The 20,153-nt window shown below is 71.9% G+C and carries 19 protein-coding genes; 5 read left to right on the top strand and 14 right to left on the bottom strand.

The annotated features are described in order from the left end of the window. The gene (locus tag ACZ4XX_RS31755; protein ID WP_468511320.1) at positions 1 to 849 is read left to right on the top strand and encodes a siderophore-interacting protein; all 849 of its coding nucleotides are present in this window, start codon (positions 1 to 3) and stop codon (positions 847 to 849) included. Between the two features lie 323 nt (positions 850 to 1,172). Here ACZ4XX_RS31755 and ACZ4XX_RS31760 read toward each other — a convergent pair whose 3' ends face one another. Beyond that, positions 1,173 to 1,805 (bottom strand): MerR family transcriptional regulator, encoded by a 633-nt coding sequence (locus ACZ4XX_RS31760; protein WP_468511321.1) that lies wholly within the window; start codon positions 1,803 to 1,805, stop codon positions 1,173 to 1,175. 185 nt (positions 1,806 to 1,990) lie between these two features. Between ACZ4XX_RS31760 and ACZ4XX_RS31765 the strand changes: the two genes are divergently transcribed. Genes ACZ4XX_RS31765 through ACZ4XX_RS31775 form a run of 3 tightly spaced genes read left to right on the top strand, consistent with a single transcriptional unit; the run spans position 1,991 to position 4,321 of the window. Continuing rightward, entirely contained in the window at positions 1,991 to 2,926 is a 936-nt protein-coding gene (locus tag ACZ4XX_RS31765; RefSeq protein ID WP_468511345.1) for a hypothetical protein, read from the top strand. Next, the gene (locus ACZ4XX_RS31770) at positions 2,923 to 3,375 is read left to right on the top strand and encodes an ABA4-like family protein (protein WP_468511322.1); all 453 of its coding nucleotides are present in this window, start codon (positions 2,923 to 2,925) and stop codon (positions 3,373 to 3,375) included. The genes ACZ4XX_RS31765 and ACZ4XX_RS31770 overlap by 4 nt, the downstream gene beginning before the upstream one ends. Positions 3,376 to 3,388: 13 nt before the next feature. Beyond that, positions 3,389 to 4,321: an ADP-ribosylglycohydrolase family protein gene (locus ACZ4XX_RS31775; protein WP_468511346.1), complete on the top strand. Its 933-nt coding sequence runs from the start codon at positions 3,389 to 3,391 to the stop codon at positions 4,319 to 4,321. 141 nt (positions 4,322 to 4,462) lie between these two features. Here the strand turns inward: ACZ4XX_RS31775 and ACZ4XX_RS31780 are convergent, their stop codons facing one another. The 13 genes from ACZ4XX_RS31780 to ACZ4XX_RS31840 all read right to left on the bottom strand — a co-directional run bounded on the left by ACZ4XX_RS31780 (position 4,463) and on the right by ACZ4XX_RS31840 (position 18,936). Then, a complete protein-coding gene (locus tag ACZ4XX_RS31780; RefSeq protein WP_468511347.1) occupies positions 4,463 to 5,800 on the bottom strand; it encodes a cytochrome P450 in 1,338 nt (445 codons plus the stop codon). Positions 5,801 to 6,244: 444 nt separating this feature from the next. Beyond that, the gene (locus tag ACZ4XX_RS31785; protein ID WP_468511323.1) at positions 6,245 to 9,073 is read right to left on the bottom strand and encodes a DEAD/DEAH box helicase; all 2,829 of its coding nucleotides are present in this window, start codon (positions 9,071 to 9,073) and stop codon (positions 6,245 to 6,247) included. 114 nt (positions 9,074 to 9,187) lie between these two features. Further along, positions 9,188 to 10,315, bottom strand: coding sequence for a diacylglycerol kinase family protein (locus ACZ4XX_RS31790; protein WP_468511324.1), 1,128 nt, complete (start codon positions 10,313 to 10,315; stop codon positions 9,188 to 9,190). 39 nt (positions 10,316 to 10,354) lie between these two features. Then, the gene (gene tatC / locus ACZ4XX_RS31795) at positions 10,355 to 11,257 is read right to left on the bottom strand and encodes a twin-arginine translocase subunit TatC (RefSeq protein WP_468511348.1); all 903 of its coding nucleotides are present in this window, start codon (positions 11,255 to 11,257) and stop codon (positions 10,355 to 10,357) included. A 105-nt stretch (positions 11,258 to 11,362) separates the two neighbouring features. Continuing rightward, positions 11,363 to 11,659: a Sec-independent protein translocase subunit TatA gene (tatA, locus tag ACZ4XX_RS31800; protein WP_468511325.1), complete on the bottom strand. Its 297-nt coding sequence runs from the start codon at positions 11,657 to 11,659 to the stop codon at positions 11,363 to 11,365. Between the two features lie 186 nt (positions 11,660 to 11,845). Then, positions 11,846 to 12,043 carry a hypothetical protein gene (locus ACZ4XX_RS31805; RefSeq protein ID WP_468511326.1) on the bottom strand — a complete coding sequence of 66 codons (198 nt, stop codon included), beginning with the start codon at positions 12,041 to 12,043 and terminating at the stop codon, positions 11,846 to 11,848. Between the two features lie 107 nt (positions 12,044 to 12,150). Beyond that, entirely contained in the window at positions 12,151 to 12,414 is a 264-nt protein-coding gene (locus ACZ4XX_RS31810; RefSeq protein WP_468511327.1) for a hypothetical protein, read from the bottom strand. Positions 12,415 to 12,557: 143 nt separating this feature from the next. After that, complete coding sequence (locus ACZ4XX_RS31815) at positions 12,558 to 13,511, bottom strand: helix-turn-helix transcriptional regulator (protein WP_468511328.1); 954 nt, start codon at positions 13,509 to 13,511, stop codon at positions 12,558 to 12,560. Positions 13,512 to 13,527: 16 nt separating this feature from the next. Further along, complete coding sequence (locus ACZ4XX_RS31820) at positions 13,528 to 14,484, bottom strand: helix-turn-helix transcriptional regulator (RefSeq protein ID WP_468511329.1); 957 nt, start codon at positions 14,482 to 14,484, stop codon at positions 13,528 to 13,530. Between the two features lie 260 nt (positions 14,485 to 14,744). Next, positions 14,745 to 15,122, bottom strand: a complete 378-nt coding sequence (locus ACZ4XX_RS31825; RefSeq protein WP_468511330.1) for an FKBP-type peptidyl-prolyl cis-trans isomerase — start codon at positions 15,120 to 15,122, stop codon at positions 14,745 to 14,747. Between the two features lie 43 nt (positions 15,123 to 15,165). Further along, on the bottom strand, positions 15,166 to 16,107 hold the full coding sequence (locus tag ACZ4XX_RS31830) for an FKBP-type peptidyl-prolyl cis-trans isomerase (protein WP_468511331.1): 942 nt from the start codon (positions 16,105 to 16,107) through the stop codon (positions 15,166 to 15,168). Between the two features lie 117 nt (positions 16,108 to 16,224). After that, positions 16,225 to 17,586 carry a Pup--protein ligase gene (gene pafA, locus ACZ4XX_RS31835; protein WP_468511332.1) on the bottom strand — a complete coding sequence of 454 codons (1,362 nt, stop codon included), beginning with the start codon at positions 17,584 to 17,586 and terminating at the stop codon, positions 16,225 to 16,227. 69 nt (positions 17,587 to 17,655) lie between these two features. Further along, complete coding sequence (locus ACZ4XX_RS31840; RefSeq protein ID WP_468511333.1) at positions 17,656 to 18,936, bottom strand: MFS transporter; 1,281 nt, start codon at positions 18,934 to 18,936, stop codon at positions 17,656 to 17,658. 134 nt (positions 18,937 to 19,070) lie between these two features. Here ACZ4XX_RS31840 and ACZ4XX_RS31845 point away from each other — a divergent pair, with 134 nt between their 5' ends. Next, positions 19,071 to 20,090, top strand: coding sequence for a LacI family DNA-binding transcriptional regulator (locus tag ACZ4XX_RS31845; RefSeq protein WP_468511334.1), 1,020 nt, complete (start codon positions 19,071 to 19,073; stop codon positions 20,088 to 20,090). Positions 20,091 to 20,153: the final 63 nt, after the last annotated feature.

Genomic DNA, 20,153 nt, shown 5'->3' on the forward strand with positions numbered 1-20,153 from the left:
GTGGCGGAGCAGCCCCGCAAGGCACCGAAGGCCACCGAAGCGCGTGTGGTGCGCACCGAGCGCATCACCCCGCACATGGTGCGGGTCGTCCTGGGCGGCCCCGGTCTCGACGCCTTCGAGGTCGACACCTACACCGATCACTACGTGAAGCTGCTCTTCGCCCCCGAGGGCGTCGCCTATCCGGAGCCGTTCGACATGGAGCGGATCCGGGCGGAGTTCCCCCGGGAGCAGTGGCCGACCACCCGGACGTACACCGTGCGGGCCTGGGACCCGGTCCACCGTGAGCTGACGATCGACTTCGTGGTCCACGGCGACGAGGGCCTCGCGGGTCCGTGGGCGGGGCGGGCGCAGGCGGGCGACACGGTGCGCTTCCTCGGGCCCGGCGGCGGCTACGCGCCGGACCTGGCAGCGGACTGGCACCTGCTGGCGGGCGACGAGAGCGCGCTGCCGGCGATCGCGGTGGCCCTGGAGCGGCTGCCCGCGGGGTCGCGGGTGCATGCGTTCGTGGAGATCTCGGACGCCGACGAGGAGCAGAAGTTCGCGACGGAGCACGGCATCCACGTCACCTGGCTGCACCGGGGCGACCGCCCGGCGGGCGAGGCGCTCGTCGAGGCCGTACAGACCCTGGACTTCCCGGCGGGCGACGTGCACGCCTTCGTCCACGGCGAGGCGGGCTTCGTGAAGGACCTCCGCCGCCACCTGCGGCTTGACCGCGGGATCCCGCGCGAGCGGCTGTCGATCTCGGGCTACTGGCGCCAGGGCAAGTCGGACGAGGCGTGGCGCGCGATCAAGCGCGAGTGGAACGACCAGGTGGAGCGCGAGCAGGAGAAGCGCGAGCAGGAGAACTGAGGAACGGAGCCGCCCGGTCGGCTCACGGCGCGGGGCCCGGGGGATCACCTCCGGGCCCCGCGCCGTTCGCACGCCCGACGCCGGCCCGGGGCGGGTGACCTCCGGGCCCTCGCGCCGCTCGCGAGCCGACAGGCCCGGGGAGGGCGCCCTCCGGGGCCCTCGCGCCGCTGATGACCGCGCCCGGACCTTCGCGCCGTTCATGACCACGCCCGGGCCACCGCCCCGCCGATGACCGAGCCCGGACGTGCGCGCCGCCGATGACCGAGCCCGGGCCACCGCGCCGTTCATGACCACGCCCGGGCCACCACGCCGCCGACCCTGAGTTAGGTCGTCTGCCCGTACAGGCGGTCCGAGGTGTCCGTCTGGGCCATCCGCCGCAGCGCCGAGAAGATCGCGTCGCCGATGACCGTGCCGACGACCACGCTCTCCACCAGCTCCTCGCGCGCCACGTTCCCCGCCACGTAATCCAGATCGGCCCGCGCCACCCGCTCCGCCGCGTCCGCGTACGCGTCCATTACCTGCGAGAACCCCCCGTGGCCGGCCTCGTCGACCGCCGCGAGGGCCACGGCGAGCGCCTCCGCCGCCGGGTTGCCCGGCTGCACCCGCCAGCCGCGGGCGGCGATCAGCGCCGCGACCTGCTTCCGCGCGTCCTCCATCCCGGCGTGCGACTCACGGTCGTAGCGCGGCACCAGCCCGGAGGCCACCGTGCCGAGCAGCTTGTGCACCGACCGTTCGGGGTCGTCGATCGCGAGGATCACCTCACGGATCGCCGCCACCGACAGGCCGCCCACGTCGAGGAGCGCCCGGATCAGGCGGAGGCGCTGGACATGCGTCTCCCCGTACGAGGCCTGATTCGGGCTCGTCAGTTCCCCCGCCGGCAGTAGTCCCTCCCGTACGTAGAACTTGATCGTCGGGATGGACACCCCGGTCCTGCGACTCAACTCTCCGATGCGCACGGCGCGTTCACCTTCCTGGTCTTGCTTCGGCCTTGCCGACCGACACCCCCATCATAGATAGTGGCGCTATCAGATAGCGGCTAGCGCCACTATCCATACTTTCCCACGGGGGGATCCGTATGTCTTCACCGCACAAGAACCCATTCCCGCGGCTCCATCGGCCGCTGGTCTGGTTCGCCGTCTCCATGGGCGTCCTCGCCCTGGTCGCCGCCGTCGGCATCTTCGTCGACGACCGCGTCCTGGTCGGCGTGCCGATCTGGACCAAACCGTTCAAGTTCTCGGTCTCGTTCGTCGCGTACGCCCTCTCGCTCGCCTGGATGCTCTCGCTGCTGCCCCGGGGCCGCCGGGTCGGCTGGTGGGCCGGAACCGTGGTCGCCGTCGCCGGCGCCGGCGAGATGGTCCTCATCACCCTCCAGGTGATCCGCGGCAAGCAGAGTCACTTCAACCAGGCCACGCCGTTCGACAACGCCGTCTTCCAGATCATGGGCGCCACCGTCCTGGTGCTCTGGCTGGGCGCGCTCGTCATCGCGATCCTCCTGCTGCGCGCCAAGATCCTCGACCGGGCCATGGCCTGGACCGTCCGGCTGTCCTCGCTGATCGCCCTCGCGGGCGCAGCGTTGGGCTTCCTGATGGTCCGTCCGACCCCGGAGCAGCTGGAGGTCGACGAATCACCGATCTTCGGCGCTCACGCCGTCGGCGTACCGGACGGCGGCCCTTCGATGCCTCTGACCGGCTGGGCGAGCAACGGCGGCGACCTGCGCATACCGCACTTCTTCGGCATGCACGCCCTGCAGTTGCTCCCGCTGCTTCTCCTCCTCCTGGCCGCACTCGCACCGCGCTTCGCACGCCTCGCGGACGAACGGGTACGGCTCCGGCTCACCCTCACGGCCTCGGCCGCGTACACGGCGACCTTCGTTCTGCTGACCTGGCAGGCCCTGCGCGGCCAGGCCCTGTTCGCACCGGACGGCGCGACGCTGGCGGGCGCGGGGGCGATCGTCCTGCTGGGCGGGGCAGCCGCGGCACTCTCCCTCCGGGGGGCCTCCCCCACCCCCACCCCCTCCCCCTCCCCGTCCCCGTCCGCGCCCACCCCCGCCCACCCCGAGAAAAAGGTCACCTCATGACAGGCTTCCTCTTCGAGCTGACGTTCCTTCTCGCCGCGCCGGTGTGGCTTCTGATGATCTTCGCGCCGACGTGGCGGGTCACCGAACGCGTCGCGGCCTCGCCCCTGACCGTGCTGCCGCTCCTGGTGGTCTGGGCGGTCCTCGCCGCCCCGGTCGCACCGGAGCTGTGGGCGGCGGTCAGCAGCCCCGACATCGACACCTTCCGCGACCTCGCGGCGCTGGCGAACGGCGCCGGTGCCATCTGGGCCCAGATCATCGCCTGGGACCTGCTGCTCGGTCAGTGGATGTACCGGGAGGCCCGTCGCCTCGCCGTACCGCCCCTCCTGATGGGTCCTCTCCTGATCCTGACGATCCTCCTCTCCCCTCTCGGGCTTCCCCTGTTCCTGGTGGCCCGGGCGGTGTGGACGACCAGGGCCGCGCAGCGAAGGGCCGAGTCCGTACTAGCCTGACCGGGTGCGAGCCATCGAACGTTCCGTGGGCGCCGTCCTCGGCTCCGCCGTCGGCGACGCTCTCGGCGCCCCCTTCGAGTTCAAGCTCCCGGGGGTCTTCCGGGAACACTTCCCCGACGGGGTCGGGACGTTGAGCGGGGGCGGCGGCTGGGACCCCGGCGAGGCGACGGACGACACGCAGATGGCCGTCCTCGTGGGCGAGTCGCTCCTCGAACGGGGCTGCCTCGACCTCCCGGACATCTTCGACCGGTTCCGCCGCTGGGCCGCCGCCGACCCCAAGGACATCGGCCTCCAGACCGAGCAGGTCCTGCTCGGCGGGGACCCCTGGGACCTGGCCGCCGCGATGCACTTCCAGATCAACGCGCGGGCAGCGGGAAACGGTTCGCTGATGCGGGCCTCGACCTCCGCCGTGTACTTCGCGGCGAGCGGGCGGGCGGAGACGATGGACGCCGCCCGTCGGATCAGCGCCCTCACCCATGGCGACGGCGCGGCCTGGGAGGGTACGGCGATCCTCCACGAGCTGATCCGTGTCGCCCTCCTCGGCGAGGACCCGCTCGCCGCCCTGCCCGCAACCCTCGCAGAGGTCGCCCCGCCGCACCGGGATCGCTGGGCCGCGGTCCTGGCACCCGGCTGGCATCCGGACGACGCCACCGAGTTCAACGGCGCGGTGTGGCCCTGTCTCGGTTCGGCCGTGTGGGCGCTCCGTACGACCGGGTCCTTCGAGGAGGCCGTGGCGGCGGCGGTCGACCTGGGCGGGGACACCGACACGGTCGCGGCCGTGACCGGGATGCTCGCCGGCGCCGTGCACGGCGCCGGCGCGGTCCCCGCCCGCTGGACGGCCACCCTCCATGTCCCCCTGCCCGGCTTCGGCGACCGGGTCCTGTCCGCCGATGACCTCCGGGAGCTGGCGACGGCCCTGGCGTCCGGACGTCCGCCCGCCACCTGACCGGTAGACCCCCGGCCGGAGGTCCGCCCGCCTGACCGGTGGTGGCGGCCTCAGCCTCACCTCGGCCACCTAGGCCACCTCAGCCGCCCCAGCCACCTCAGCCACCTCAGCCGCCTCAGCCATCCCTCCGGTGGTCCGGTCTCAGCCCCGTGCCCGTACCGTCGCCAGGACGTCGCGGTCCGGCTGGAGCGTGAGGCTCGGGACCGGGAGGACCTCCTCCGTGGTGACGTCCAGGTGGTAGCGGCGGGCCAGGACCGCCAGGATCAGGACCGCCTCCACGAGGGCGAAACGGGTGCCGAGGCACACGCGGGGGCCGCCGCCGAAGGGGAACCAGGCGTACTCGGGTATCTCCTCGGCGGGTTCGCCGTCCCGTTCGATCCAGCGCTCGGGGCGGAAGGCTTCCGCGTCGCCGTACCAGCGGGGGTCGCGGTGGGTGGCCCACTGGCTCGACCAGACGCGGGTGCCGGCCGTAACGGGCACGCCGCCGAGCGTGGCGCCCTCCTTCGCGAGGCCGGTGATCAGCCAGATCGTGGGGTAGAGGCGGAGGGTCTCCTTGATGACGGCCTGGGTGTAGGTGAGGGAGGCGTAGTCGTCGTAGCCGGGTTCGTGGTCGGCGAGGACGCGGTCGAGTTCCTCGGCGAGGGCGTCGCGGACCCGCGGGTTGCGGGAGAGCAGGTACCAGGCCCAGACGAGCGTGGAGCTGGTGGTCTCGTGGCCGCCGATGTAGAGGGTGACGGTCTCGTCGCGTATCTCCTGGTCGGAGAGGGGCGCGCCGGTCTCGTCGCGGGCGGCGAGGAGGCGGCTGAGGAGGTCGGGGCGTTCGGTGTCGCCGTCGCGGTGGCGTGAGACGACGCGGGAGACCTCGGCGTCGATGACGGCGGTGGCTCGCTTGATGCGGACGCGGCCGGGGGTCGGCACCCAGTCGGGCAGCACCGCTCCGATGCCGCTGAACTCGGCGCCGATCTCCTTCTGTGCGACGTCCATCGCCTGTCCGATGGCTTCGGCGTCGGCTGCCGTGTCGACGCCGAAGATGGTGCGTACGGCGACGAGTTGGGTGAGGGCCGCCATCTCCTTCTTGATGTCGATGTGCTGCCCGTCGGCCCATCGGTCGGCGAGGTCGACGGCGCATGCGGACATGGTCGCCGCGTACGAGCGGACCTGTTTCGGCCGGACGGAGGGCTGCACGAGGGAGCGCTTGCGCCTCCAGTCGGCTCCCTTGGAGACGATGACGCCGTTGCCGAGGAGGGTGCGGAAGGCGATGCCGAGGTCGGGCTGGTCGAAGGTGCGCTCGACCTCGGTGAGGAGTTCGCCGACGGTGTCGGGGTGGGCGATGAAGAGGGAGGGCTTGCGGCCGAAGCGCCAGCGGACGATGTCGCCGCGGTCCCGGAGCTGTTCGAAGAAGGCCAGCGGGTTCTTCCCGAAGGCGGGCAGGCTGCCGAGGAGGGGCACGCCTCGTGGCCCGTCGACGACAACCGGAATCGCGGTCCGGACCTCTGACGGAGTGTCCGAGGGCGTGTCCGACGACGTCCCCGCCGGTTGCCCAGCGCCGTGCTGCCCGGCGTGGCCCTGCCCCTCGCCGTGCCGCCCCTCGCCGGCTCGGGACTGCCCCTTGCCTTGCTGCCCGGCATGGGACTGCCCCTCGCCGTGCCCCTCGTCCCGCTCCCCCCTGTCGCCCGGGGCAGACCCCGCGTGCGAATGACCGGCTTGCGTGGTCATGTACGTCCCCTCCCCAACTGGCCTTTCCTGCTTGTGAGTCCATGCAATCGGAACGACTCCGCCCGCGCCACCCCTGTGGACGACGGCCTGTGGACAACGGCCGCGTCGACGACCCGGGTACGACAATCGGACGTCCGAAAAAGGCCGAGTGCCCGTGGCGTGATCGCCACGGGCACTCGGCCCTACGCAGGAAAGGACGAGGGATCGTCAGCCCACCGAGCTGTAGGCGACGACACCTCGCAGCAGCGCGTCCACGGCCTTGCGGGCGTTCTTGGCGACGGTGCTGTTCTCCTTGGGCGCCGCCGCCGCGATCTGTCCGAGGACGTCGATGACCTGCTTGCACCAGCGGACGAAGTCGCCGGCGGGCATCTCGGCCTCGCGCAGCACCTCGTCGAGGCTCTTGTCGGAGGCCCACTGGTAGGCGGCCCAGGCGAATCCGAGGTCGGGTTCGCGCTGGCCGACCCCCTCCGCCTGGTTGATCTTGAATTCCTCTTCGAGGGCGTCGAGCCGGCCCCAGATCCTGACCATCTCACCGAGCGCCGCCTTGGCGTTGCCGGCGGGCAGCTTGGGTGCGACGGCGTCGTCGGACTGACGCGCCTCGAACACCAACGCCGATACGCAGGCGGCCAGTTCAGCCGGGGTCAGGCCCTCCCAGACGCCGTCGCGGAGGCATTCGCTGGCCAGCAGGTCGAGTTCGCCGTAGAGCCGGGCGAGCCGCTTGCCGTTCTCCGTGACCTCGTTGCCGCGCAGGTAGTCGAGCTCGGTGAGGAGCGCGACGATGCGGTCGAAGGTGCGCGCGATGGTGTTGGTGCGGCCCTCGATGCGCCGCTCCAACTGCTGGGTGTCGCGCTGGAGACGGTGGTAGCGCTCGGCCCAGCGGGCGTGGTCCTCGCGCTCGTCGCAGCCGTGGCAGGGATGGGCGCGGATCTCGGTGCGCAGCCGGGCGATCTCGCGGTCGTCGGCGGCGGCCGCGCGCTGCTTGTGGTGGCGCTCGGGGTTGATGTGTCCGGCCTTGCTCCGCAGGGCGGAGGCGAGGTCGCGACGGGACTGCGGGGAACGCGGGTTGAAGGACTTGGGGATCCTCATCCGCTCCAGGGCCTCGACCGGGACGGGGAAGTCGATGGAGGCGAGCCTCTTGACCTGTCGCTCGGCGGTGAGGACGAGGGGGCGGGGCCCGTCGTGGTGCTCGAAGCCGCGGTGGCCGTTGGTGCGGCCGGCGGGGATGCCCGGGTCGAGGACGAGGGCGAGTCCGGCGAACTTGCCGGTGGGGACGTGGATGACGTCGCCGGGCTTGAGCTTCTCCAGGGAGCCGGCGGCCTGGGCGCGGCGCTGGGCGGCGCCCTGGCGGGCCAGTTCGGTCTCGCGGTCCTTGAGGTCGCGGCGGAGCCGCGCGTACTCCTCGAAGTCACCGAGGTGGCAGGTCATGCCCTCGCGGTAGCCGTCGAGGCCCTCCTCGTTCTTCTGCACCTGCCGGGAGATGCCGACGACGGAGCGGTCCGCCTGGAACTGGGCGAAGGACGTTTCGAGGAGCTCGCGGGAGCGGTGCCGTCCGAAGCCTTCGACGAGGTTGACGGCCATGTTGTACGAGGGCTTGAAGCTGGAGCGCAGCGGGTACGTGCGGGTGCCGGCGAGTCCGGCGAGGTGGTCCGGGTCGAGGCCGCGCTGCCAGAGGACGACGGCGTGGCCCTCGACGTCGATGCCGCGGCGGCCGGCACGGCCGGTGAGCTGGGTGTACTCGCCGGGGGTGATGTCGGCGTGCTGCTCGCCGTTCCACTTGACGAGCTTCTCCAGGATGACGGTGCGCGCGGGCATGTTGATGCCCAGGGCGAGCGTCTCGGTGGCGAAGACGGCCTTGACGAGGCCCTTCACGAAGAGGTCCTCGACGACCTCCTTGAAGGTCGGGAGCATGCCGGCGTGGTGGGCGGCGATGCCGCGCTCCAGCGCTTCGAGCCATTCGTAGTAGCCGAGGACGTGAAGGTCCTCGGTGGGGATGGCGGCGGTGCGCTCCTCGACGATCTCGCGGACGCGGCGGCGCCCCTCGTCGTCGTTGAGCCGGAGTCCGGCGTAGAGGCACTGCTGGACGGCGGCCTCGCAGCCGGCGCGGCTGAAGATGAAGGTGATGGCGGGCAGGAGGCCTTCGGCGTCGAGGCGCTCGATGACCTCGGGGCGGCCGGGGGTCCAGATGCGGGAGCGCTGTCGGCGCTCCCGCTCGCGGTCGGCCTCGCGGACCATCTTGCCGCGCCGCCGGTCGCGCGGGTTGTACGTGCGCGTGTTCTCGGTGCGGGCGAGTCGCTGGAGGTCGGGGTTGACCTCGCGGCGGGAGGCGCCGCGGCCGCCGTGGTCGGTCTCCTCCTCGAAGAGGTCGTACATCCGGCGTCCGGCGAGGACGTGCTGCCAGAGGGGGACGGGACGGCTCTCCGAGACGATGACCTCGGTGTCGCCGCGGACGGTGTCGAGCCAGTCGCCGAACTCCTCGGCGTTGGAGACGGTCGCGGAGAGTGAGACGAGGGTGACCGATTCGGGGAGGTGGATGATCACTTCCTCCCAGACGGCGCCGCGGAAGCGGTCGGAGAGGTAGTGGACCTCGTCCATGACCACGTAGCCGAGGCCGGAGAGGGCCTGGGATCCCGCGTACAGCATGTTGCGGAGGACCTCGGTGGTCATGACCACGATCGGTGCATCGCCGTTGACGCTGTTGTCGCCGGTGAGCAGGCCGACCTTGTCGTTGCCGTAGCGCCTGACGAGGTCGGCGTACTTCTGGTTCGACAGCGCCTTGATCGGGGTCGTGTAGAAGCACTTGCGGCCCTGGCTGAGGGCGAGGTGGACGGCGAACTCGCCGACGATGGTCTTGCCGGATCCCGTGGGCGCGGCGACGAGTACGCCCTTGCCCGCTTCGAGGGCTCGGCATGCCTCGATCTGGAAGGGGTCCAGACCGAACTCGTACATCTCGCGGAAGGGGGCCAGCGCGGTGGCCGCTTCGGCGTTGCGGGCGAGTGCGGCCGCGTACGCCTGGGCTGGTGTGAGGTCCTCTGTCATCTTGTTCTCGAGCCTACCCGCCACCTGTGACGGTGACGCGATCTTTATCGAGGGGATGTGGAGGGGGCCGCTCCGGGCCTCTCGGCGGGCTGCGTCACGGGGTTCGCCGCGGCCTCATCGCGGCTTCGGTGCGGGCTCCTCGCCGGGTGCCGGGGCGAGGACGCGCAGGGCTCCAGGGACGCAGCGCACGGTGAGGGGAAGCCTGCCGAGGGGCTCGCCGTCGGCGTACCCGGTGGTGTCGGGGGCTTCGAGGGTGAGGGAGCGGACCCGGTACGTGGTGACCTTCGGGTGGCTGAGGTGGGTGCCCTTGTAGACGCGCGGGAAGACCCTGAGCAGGGTCCTGCGGTCGCAGTCGCCGACGACGGTGACGTCGAGGAGTCCGTCGTCGAGGCGGGCGTCGGCGCAGATCCGCATGCCGCCGCCGTACGAGCTGCCGTTGCCGACGGCGACGAGGGTGGCGTCGGTCTCGACGACCTGCCCGTCGTCGAGGGTGAGGCGGTACGGGACGGGCCGGAGGCCGGCGAGTTCGGCGAGGATCGCGAGGTCGTATCTGAAGCGTCCGGCGGGGACGCGCATGCGGTTGCCCCGGTCGTTGACGCGGGAGTCGAAGCCGGAGGCGAGGACGGTGGCGAACCAGCGGCCGGCCGGGGGCGCCCCGGCGGGGTCTCCGGTGAGGTCCCCGGCCGAACCCTCGGCCGCACCCCCGGCGGAGTCTCCGGTGAGGTCTCCGGCCGTGTCTCCGACGGGGTCGCCGGTGGGGGCCTCGGTCGCGTCGTCGGCCAGGTTCCCGACCCCTGTCGGGTCCTCGCCGGTCGGGTTCCCGACCCCCGTCGGGTCCCCGCCGGTCCCGATCCGTCCCAGGTCGATGCTCCGGCCGCCCGTCGTCCCGAGGGTCCGCGCGGCGGCACGCGCCGCGGCGGCCGGGTCGCGGAGGGGCAGGCCGAGTGCGCGGGCGAAGTCGTTGCCGGTTCCGGCGGGGATGATCCCGAGCGGGGTGCGGGTCCCGGCGACCGCCCGGAGCGCGAGGGAGACCATTCCGTCGCCGCCGACGGCGACCAGGGCGCCGGTGCCCGCCGCGACCGCCTCTCGGGCGCGTCGCAGGGCGTCGTCGGCGTCGCTCCCGAGGACCGTGCGTACGGAGAATCCGGCGTCCCGCAGGGCACGGGCGGCGGGCCGGGCGGCGTGGGCGCCGTGGCCGCGGCCCGCGGTGGGGTTGACGAAGAGGGTGAGTTCGCTGGTCATGGGGTCCCCCCGGACGGAGTCCGGGGGGACCCCATGAGGTCAGGTGATGTCGTCGTAACCGTTCGCGCGCTGTACGCCGGCACCGCCGGGTTCGCCGGTGGCCTGCTCGGGCAGGGCGCGGGAGGCGCCGACCGGCTCGATGGCGCCGACGGCCTGCGGGGTCAGGTCCAGCTCCGAGGCCTCGTCGTCGTCGAGCTCGGCGTCGGGGTTGCCACGCCTGCGCCGCCGGTCGTTGAGGAGGGAGAAGCCGACGGCACCGAAGTACAGGGCGGTGACGGGTCCGGCGAGGGCGATCATGCCGACGGGGTCGGTGGTCGGCGTGATGACGGCGCCGAAGACGAAGACGCCCATGATCACGCCGCGCCACCAGCCGGCCATGCGGCGGCCGGTGAGGACGCCGGTGAGGTTGAGCATGACCAGGACGAGCGGCAGCTCGAAGGCGAGGCCGAACACGAGCACCATGCGCAGGGTGAAGTCGAGGACGTCACCGAGCGAGAGGAGGTTCATGGCCCCCTCGGGCGTGAGGCTGATGAGGACCTTCACGCTGACGGGGAGGATCTTGTACGCGAGGTAGGCACCGGCCGCGAAGAGCGGTACGGCCGCACCGACGAAGGCGTACGTGTACCTCTTCTCGCTCTTGTGCAGTCCGGGCGCGACGAAGGCCCACAGCTGGTAGAGCCACACGGGGCTCGCGACGACGAGGCCCACGGTGAGGGACACCTGGATCGTCGTGCTGAAGGGAGCCGTCAGCGTGTTGAAGGTGACCTCGGCGCAGTTGCCGCCACTGCTGGTGACGCCCGGCGGGCACTTGGGCACCGACTTCGCCAGGAACTGCAACAGCTCCTCGCTGTACACGAGGGCGACGATCGTCACCGCGACGATGGCGAGGAGACCCTTCGCCATGCGGTTGCGGAGTTCACGCAGGTGTTCCACGAGGGGCATCCGGCCCTCGGGATCCTTCTCCTGCTTGCGGGCAGACTTGGGCAACCCACGTCCTCATCTCATGCGGCAGGCCGCCGCACGGTGCGGCGGCCGCGGCGGACCGGGTCAGCGCTTGGTGGTGTCCGTGGGCTCGGTCACGGGACGCGCGCTGGTCACGTCACCGGGAGCGGCCTGGATGGTGCGCGGGGCGGGCTCCTGGGCGGCGGCGGTGCCGGTGCCGGCGTGCGGCGGGTCGGCGGGGGCGCTCTGCTGGTCGTCCGACTTCATCGCCTTGGCCTCGCTCTTGAGGATGCGGGCCGACTTGCCGAGCGAGCGGGCCATGTCCGGGAGCTTCTTGGCGCCGAACAGCAGGATGATGACGACGAGGATGAGAATGATCTCGGTGGGGCCGAGCCTACCCATAGCTGTTTACCTTCTTCACCGAGGCGACATGGAGTGCGGTGCCCGGCAGGTCGGACAGGTGTCCGGCCACCGCGCTGTCTGCGATCGTAACCCGCAGGAGTAAACGCAGGGCAATGCCCTTGCATACTCCCGATTGCGTCCCGCGCACCCGGTTCAGGGCCGCTTCACGCAGCGTACGGCACGGACTCAGCGCAGGGACTCGCCGGTTCGGGCCAGTCCGACGGCGGCCGTTTCGAGGTCTTCGGCGGCCTGGCTGATCCGCTCTGTGGTCTGGGCCACTTGACGGCCGAGGCGCTGGACCTCGATGAAGACCCGGACGGCGAGGACGCCGAGGACGGCGATGCCGAGGAAGCCGAGGGCGATGGCGAGCATGGGCCAGAACATGTACTGAGCCTAGACGTTGGGCGCGGAGGACCCGGCGACCGGGCCGCAACTCGGGACCTGGGACCTGGGGCCCGGAACCCGGCGCTCCGAGCCCGTGGCCCCGGTGCTCAGACCGTCGTGTGGAGCCGCAGGGTCCGGACTCCGCCGCCGGTGAGGAGCTCGATGATGCGCTCACCGGCGGGCTTGCGGACGGAGCTGCCGCACTCGGGGCAGATGAAGGAGTAGAAGGTGGTGCGGCGGCTGGCCCCGATCGCGAGGCGCAGGGCGCTCGCGGAGAGTTCGAAGCGGGAGCGGCAGTCGGGGCAGGCGGCCTTGAAGAGGACCGGGGCCACCGCCGCCGTAAAACCCTGCATCACGGACATTTCCCTCATCTCTCGACTTCCGCGCTCCACGCACCGCGTGACGCACGGCACGTAGGTCCGCACCTGCCTCGGCGCGCCGTGTCCGTCACCGCACCGCTCGCCACGTCAGCGATGCCACCACGTCGGTGACCGCGTCCCCCGGGCGGGGAACGTCACTCGCCCTCGTACGCGGCGAGCGCGGCGGCCGCCGCCGTCCTGGCGTTGTCGGCGAGCTCCTGCGGCGCGACGATCCGCCCGTCGCTGCCCAGCCGCAGCCCGAGTCGGCGCAGCGAGGCCGGGTCCGGCGTCCGCAGCGTGATCCGCAGCCCGCCGTCGGGCAGTTCCTCGGCCCGGTCGTGCGGGTAGTACTCGGCGACCCAGCGCCCGCCGGGACCGACCTCGACGACGACCTCGGGATCGTCGGCGGAAGGCTGGACCAGACCGGCGGAGAGGTCACGCAGCTCCAGCTCGGGCGGCGCCGCGTGCTCGTCGAGGATGCGGATCTCGGCCACGCGGTCGAGCCGGAAGGTGCGGCGCGCCTCGGAGAGGCGGCACCAGGCCTCCATGTAGGTGTGGCCGACGGCGAAGAGCCGGATCGGGTCGACCTCGCGCTCGGTGAGCTCGTCGCGGGCGGGCGAGTAGTAGCGCACCCAGAGCCGGCGGCGCTCGGAGATCGCCCGGTCGACCTCGGCGAAGACCCCGCCCTCGGACTCGAAGGTCACCGAGAGCCGGGAACTGGCCCCGGCGGCCTCGCCGGCGGCGGCCTCCAGCTTGGCGGTGGCGCGGAGCAGCGCCTCGCGGTCGCTCTCCCGGAGCCCGGGAAGGGTGGCGACGGCACGGGCGGCGACCAGGAGCGCGGTCGCCTCGTCGGCGGCGAGCCGCAGCGGCGCGGCGACGTCGTCCGGGTTGTGCCACCAGATCCGGTCGCCGTCGGTGTCGATGTCGAGGAGGTCTCCGCCGCGGAAGCTGGTGCCGCACATGGGCAGCACGTCCAGGTCGGAGATCAGCTCGTCCTCGGTGATCCCGAAGGCGCGGGCGACATCGGCGACGTGGGCGCCGGGGCGCTCACGGAGATAGGTGACGAGCGAGAGCATCCGCCTCGTCTGGTCGATCGCGTTGGCAGCCATGCGGTACGTCTCCCCCTCAGCCCTTGGCCACGGCGCGCAGCCGGTCCATCACGTCGGCGCGCAGATCGGCCGGTTCCAGTACGACGACATCGGGGCCGAACTCGACGAGCCAGGCGTCGAGGCCGTGCCCGTACGGGATCTCCAGCTCGTCCCAGCCGTCGGCGCCCTCGGTGACGGACTGGGCGCGGGCGCGCAGCGGGTAGCCGCAGCCGGCGCGGAGCCGGATCCGCGCGGAGCGGGTGGCGGTCTCGCCGGCCCAGCTCTCCACGGTCTCGCGGACGGTGACGACGTCGGGCACGGGCGCGGTGAAGGCGCCGGCGCGGGAGCGGACCTTGCCGGTGATGCGGGAGAGCCGGAAGACGCGTTCGGCGCCGCGGTCGCGGTCCCAGCCGGCCAGGTACCAGTGGCCGCGCCAGCATTCGAGGGTCCAGGGTTCGACCTGGCGGGCCTCGGGGCGGGCGGCGTTGGCCTTGCGGTAGTCGAAGGTGACGGGCCGGCGGTCGCGGCAGGCCAGCATCAGGGGTTCGAAGGCGGCCTCGTGGACGGGGATCCGTGGTTCGAGGGCGCTGGGCTGGGTGTCGTACGAGTCCTCCGCCTCCGGCATGCCGGCGGCGCGGAGCTTCTGCAGGGCGCCGCTGGCGGCCCCGGCGAGGCGGGCCTGCTGCCAGACCTTGGCGGCGAGGCCGAGCGCGGCGGCCTCCTCGGCGTCCAGGGTGATGGGCGGCAGCCGGTTGGAGTCGCGGCGGGCGAGGTAGCCGGTCTCGCCCTCCAGGTTCTCGACGGTCTCGATGACGAGGCCGAGCTCGCGGAGGTCGTCCTTGTCGCGCTCGAACATGCGGTTGAACGCGTCGTCGCCGCTCGCTTCGAGGTAGGCCTCGATGGAGCCGCGGAGCTCCCGCTTGCTCAGGGGGCGGCGTGTCCCGAGCAGGCACAGCGCGAGATTCATCAGCCGCTCGGACTTGGCAATCGCCATCGACGCCCCGCACCCCTTCGCCGGTTCCACTTCTCGGACGTCCGACCGTACCGCCCCGGGGTGTCGGGACCAAAGCCGGGACCGAGGCCCGGACCGTGACCGGGGCCGAAGGCCGGACAGGAGCCGGGGCCGAGGCCGGAAGCGATGCCGGGACCGAAGCCGGACGGGGCCGGAACCGGCTCCGGCCGGGCCCGGACGGACGGGAGTACGACCGAGGGCCCCCGCCGGGAATGGCGGGGGCCCTCGGAACGACCTGGACGTCAGCCCTTCACGGCCACGAGGTCGCAGACGAAGATCAGCGTCTCGCCCGGAGCGATCGCGCTGCCGGCGCCGCGGTCGCCGTAGGCGAGGTGCGCGGGGATGACCAGCTGGCGGCGGCCGCCGACCTTCATGCCCTGGACGCCCTGGTCCCAGCCGGCGATGACCTGGCCGACACCGAGCTTGAACTCGAGCGCGCTGCCGCGGTTCCAGGAGGCGTCGAACTCCTCGCCGGTGGAGAAGGCCACACCCACGTAGTGGACCTGCACGAACTGACCGGCCTTGGCGACCTCGCCGTCACCCTCCCAGAGGTCCTTGATCTCCAGGTCCTTCGGCGGCTCGCCACCCGGGAAGTCGATCTCGGGCTTCTCGATGCTCACTGAACTGCTCCTCATACTGATGAACTGCGTGATCGGGACAGTCTTACATCTTCGCCAGGATGTCCACGGCGAACACCAGCGTGGAGTTCTTCGGGATGCCCTGCTGCTCCTTGTCGCCGAACGCCTCGGACGGCGGCGCGACGATGAGGACGCGGCTGCCGACCGTCTTGCCGACCAGACCGTCCTTGAGGCCCTTCAGCGTGAGCTGCGAGAGCGGGAAGTTCGCGGGCTTGCCCGAGGTGTACGTCGAGTCGAAGACCTTGCCGTCCTTCCACAGGGAGGCGACGTAGTTCACGACGACCGTGTCGGTGGCCGTCACGGCGTCGCCCTTGGCCTCGAGGATGTAGTTCGAGACGAGCTTGGTCGGCGGGTCGACCTTGGGGACCGTCAGCGAGGGGGCCTTGCCGTCGGTGTTCGTGCCGACCTTCGGCAGGTCCTTGTTGTCCTGGGCGACCGGGGTGCCGGTGGCGGACTTGGGGATCGTGATCGACTTCAGGATGTCCACGACGAAGACGAGGGTGGCGTTCGGCTTGATGCTCGGCGGCGAACCCTTCTCGCCGTAGCCGAGCTCCGGCGGGATGCCGACCTCGATGCGGCTGCCGACCTTCTGTCCTTCGAGGGCCTGCTCCCAGCCCTTGATGACCTGGCCCTCGCCCAGCGTCACGCTGAAGGGCTCGCCGCGGTCGAAGCTGTTGTCGAAGGGAGTGGTGGAGTCCCAGGCCTGACCCAGGTAGTTCACCGAGAGCGCGTCGCCCTTCTTGGTCACCGCGCCCTTGCCCTCGCTGATGACGTTGACCTTGAGTTCCTTGGGCGGGTCGCCCTCGCCCTTGGCGAGGGTCGGCTTCTCGCCGAACTTGGCCCCCGCGGTGATGGCGGGCAGCCCGTTCGTCATCGAAGCGGAATCGGAGCCCTTGTCGTCGCTGCCGCACGCCGCTGTGGAGAGCAGCAGCAGCGGGACGACGAGAAGGCCGGCAAGTCGGCGCACGTGTTCCTCAGATCTCAGACGGCACAGTAGTTGTCCCGACACTCTAGGGGACCCTCCTGTCACGTCGAGGGCCCCGCACGCCAAACGTGCGGGGCCCACATCACCGGTGCGACCGGCCTACATTCCGGCGATCAGCTTTTCGACGCGGTCGTCGACGGAGCGGAACGGGTCCTTGCACAACACCGTGCGCTGTGCCTGGTCGTTCAGCTTGAGGTGGACCCAGTCGACGGTGAAGTCCCGTCGCTGCTCCTGGGCGCGTCGGATGAAGTCGCCGCGGAGCCTGGCCCGAGTGGTCTGCGGGGGCACCGACTTGCCCTCGAAGATCTTCATGTCGTTGCAGATCCGGGCCGCCTGGCCGTTCTTCTGCAGCAGGTAGTACAGCCCACGACGGCGGTGGATGTCGTGGTAGGCGAGGTCTATCTGCGCGACCCTCGGGTTCGACATGGTCATGTTGTGCTTGGCCCGGTAGCGCTCGATGAGCCGGTGCTTCATGACCCAGTCGATCTCGGTCTCGATCCTGTCGAGCCGCTCGCCCTCGATCGCGTCGAGCGTGCGGCCCCACAGCTCCAGGACCTGGGCGACGGTGCCGGACCGGATCCCGCGGCGGTCGACGAAGTCGACGGCCTTCTCGTAGTACTCGCGCTGGACCTCCAGGGCGGAGGCCTCGCGGCCGCTGGCGAGCCGGACCTTGCGCTGTCCGGTGATGTCGTGGCTGACCTCGCGGATGGCCCGGATCGGGTTCTCCAGGGTCAGGTCGCGCATCACCGTGCCGGCCTCGATCATGCGGAGCACCAGGTCGGTGGCGCCGACCTTGAGCAGCATGGTCGTCTCGGACATGTTCGAGTCGCCGACGATGACGTGCAGCCGTCGGTAGCGCTCGGCGTCCGCGTGCGGCTCGTCACGGGTGTTGATGATGGGGCGTGAGCGGGTGGTGGCGGAGCTGACGCCCTCCCAGATGTGCTCGGCGCGCTGGGAGACGCAGAACACCGCGCCGCGCGGGGTCTGGAGGACCTTTCCCGCGCCGCAGATGAGCTGCCGGGTGACCAGGAACGGAATGAGGATGTCCGCGAGCCGGGAGAACTCTCCGTGGCGGGCGACGAGATAGTTCTCGTGGCAGCCGTAGGAGTTTCCGGCCGAGTCGGTGTTGTTCTTGAAGAGGTAGACGTCGCCCGCGATTCCCTCCTCGTGCAGGCGGCGTTCGGCGTCGACGAGCAGGCCCTCGAGAATGCGCTCACCGGCCTTGTCGTGGGTGACCAGTTCGGTCACGTTGTCGCATTCCGGTGTGGCGTATTCCGGATGCGATCCCACGTCCAGGTACAGGCGGGCGCCGTTCCGCAGGAAGACATTGCTGCTGCGGCCCCATGACACGACACGGCGGAAGAGGTAGCGCGCCACTTCGTCAGGAGACAGTCGGCGCTGTCCCCTGAACGTGCACGTGACGCCGTACTCGTTCTCCAGCCCGAAAATGCGGCGGTCCATGTCTGAACATTACGCCTGACGGCCTGTGCTGAAACCGGGTTGGGCGTTCCCGTTTCGATCATTTTCCGATCAGTGCGTGTTCTTTTCCGTGTGTACGGAGGTGGGGAGTCCCGCACCGACGGCGTGTCGCGGCTCCGCCCCGGGGGTTTCGGGGGTCGCGGGCACGTGGAGGACGCGGCCGGTGGCGAGCAGGACGAGGAGGGCGATCAGCCCGCCCGCCCCGGCGACGGCGAATCCGGCGACCGTCCCGGAGAGTTCGATCGCGGGGCCCGCCACGGCGGAGCCGAGGGCCGAGCCGACACCGAAGGTGGTGACGAGCCAGGAGAAGGCCTCGGTGACCGTGCCGCGCGGGGCGTGCCGGTCCACGACGATGAACGCGCAGGCGAGGACGGGCGCCAGGAAGACGCCGGCGAGGGCCGCGAGGCCGGTCATGGCGACGGGGCCGGGGGTGAGCACCAGGGGCAGGTAGCAGACGGCGAGGAGCAGCACGAGGACGCGGAGTCGGCGTTCGGGGGCTCCGGACCACTGCCGGGCGCCGTAGGTGACACCGCCGATGAGCGCGCCGAGGCCGAGCGCGGCCATGAGCCAGCCGTAGACGGACGGGGTGCCGCGGTCGTCGGCGTACGCGACGGCGGCGACGGTGATGGAGCCGAGCGCGAGGCCGACGAAGAAGAACGAGCCGAGGAGGGCGAGGAGCCCCGGGGAGCGCAGGGCGCCCAGCCAGTGGGCCTCCCGGGGCGCGGAGCGCCAGGTGCGGGAGGGCTCGGAGAGGACGACGGCGAGGGCGCCGAGAACGCCGAGGAGGTTGATGACCAGGAGGGCGGCGGCGGGCGACCAGAGGGAGACCAGGAGGGTCAGGAGCAGCGGGCCGACGGTGAACATGACCTCCTGGGCGACCGCGTCCATGGCGTAGGCGCGGTGGACCCGGTCCTCACGGCCGAGGACGCTCGGCCACAGGGCCCGCAGCCCGCCCTCCAGGGGTGGTGTGAAGAGTCCGGCGAGGACGACGGCCGCATAGGCGAGGCCGAGGTGGCCGATGCCGGTGAGGGCGAGCAGGGCCATGCCGAGGGCGGAGAGGACCGCGGCGGGCAGCTGGACCCGGGGCTGGCCCTTGAGGTCGACGGCGCGGCCGAGGAGGGGCTGGCCGACGGCGGTGGCGACGCCGTAGGCGGCGATGAGGCCGCCCGCGAGCGTGTAGCTGCCGCCCTGGTCGCGGACGAAGAGGGTGAGGGCGATGGGGCCGACGCCGTTGGGCAGGCGCCCCACGAGGGTGCCGGCGAGCAGCCGGGCCGCGTGCGGCGCCCGGAGTATGTCGAGATAGCCGCCTCGCGCCGGGGCCTCGGTGGCCATGTGGTCTCCCCTCGCCTCGGACCGCGCCGAGGTTTTACGTATAACTTCCGTCGTCATACGTACCATGTCGGCAGCGCGCGGGTCCACCCCGCGTCCAGTGACCGGTTCGTGGACCGCCCGACGCGGAGGCTTGTGTGCAGACCCCGGAGCCGCTCGGCGGCACCCGCCCCACCAGCCGGGACGTCGCCCGGACCGCGGGCGTGTCCCAGGCCACCGTCTCTCTCGTCCTCGGCGACAAGTGGCGCGGCCGTGTGTCCGAGCCCACGGCCGAGGCCGTGCGCGAGGCGGCCAGGACCCTCGGCTACCGGCCCAACCTCGCCGCCCGCAACCTGCGGCTCGGCCGCACCCGTACCGCCATGCTGGTCGTCCCGGCCCTCACCAACGAGTTCTTCGCGCACGTCTACACGGGAGCGGCCGCCGCGGCGGCCCGGCAGGGCTTCGGCGTGGTCCTCTACCCCTCCCCCGACGGCCTGGGCCCCGCACGGGACCCCTTCGCCTCGGCGCAGGCCGCCCTCGACGGGGTGATCGCCTCCTCGATGGCGGCCGGCGCCCTCGAGGCCTTCCGGGGCACCGATCTCCCGCTCGTCATGCTCGACAGCGACCCGGCCGACCCCGGGGCCGCCGCCCATGTGAACCTCGACGTCGCGGACGGCATGCGCCGGGTGACCGACCACCTGCTCGGCCTCGGCCACCGCCGCTTCCTGCACCTGGCCTCGTCGGCCCCGTCCTGGACCTTCGACGTGCGGGCCGCCACCCTCGCCGACGCCCTGCGCGGCACGGAGGTGCGCACCGTGCGGTCGCCGCTGAACGTCGCGGACGCGTGGGAGGCCGCGGGCCGGGCCCTCGCCGCCCCCGGGCCCCTGCCCACGGCGGTGATCTGCGACGACGACATCCTCGCGGTCGGCGTCTGCAAGGCCGCGCGCCGGCTCGGACTGCGGATCCCCGAGGACCTGTCGGTGACCGGCTTCGACGACATGGCCCTGGCGACGGTGGTCGAGCCGGAGCTCACCACCGTGCGGCTGCCCGCCGAGGAGTTCGGCCGGCGGGGCATGGAGGCCCTCCTCGCCGTCCTCGCGGGCGAACGGCCCCGGCCGGACACCCTTCCCGTCTCCCTGGTCCCCCGGGGTTCCTCGGGGCCCGCACCGGCCGCCTGAGGGGCGCGGACAGACCGGAGGGTCGACGGACATGCCGGAGGGGCCCCGAACCGCGCGCACGCG

The organism is Streptomyces sp. NPDC029956, from assembly GCF_055574655.1.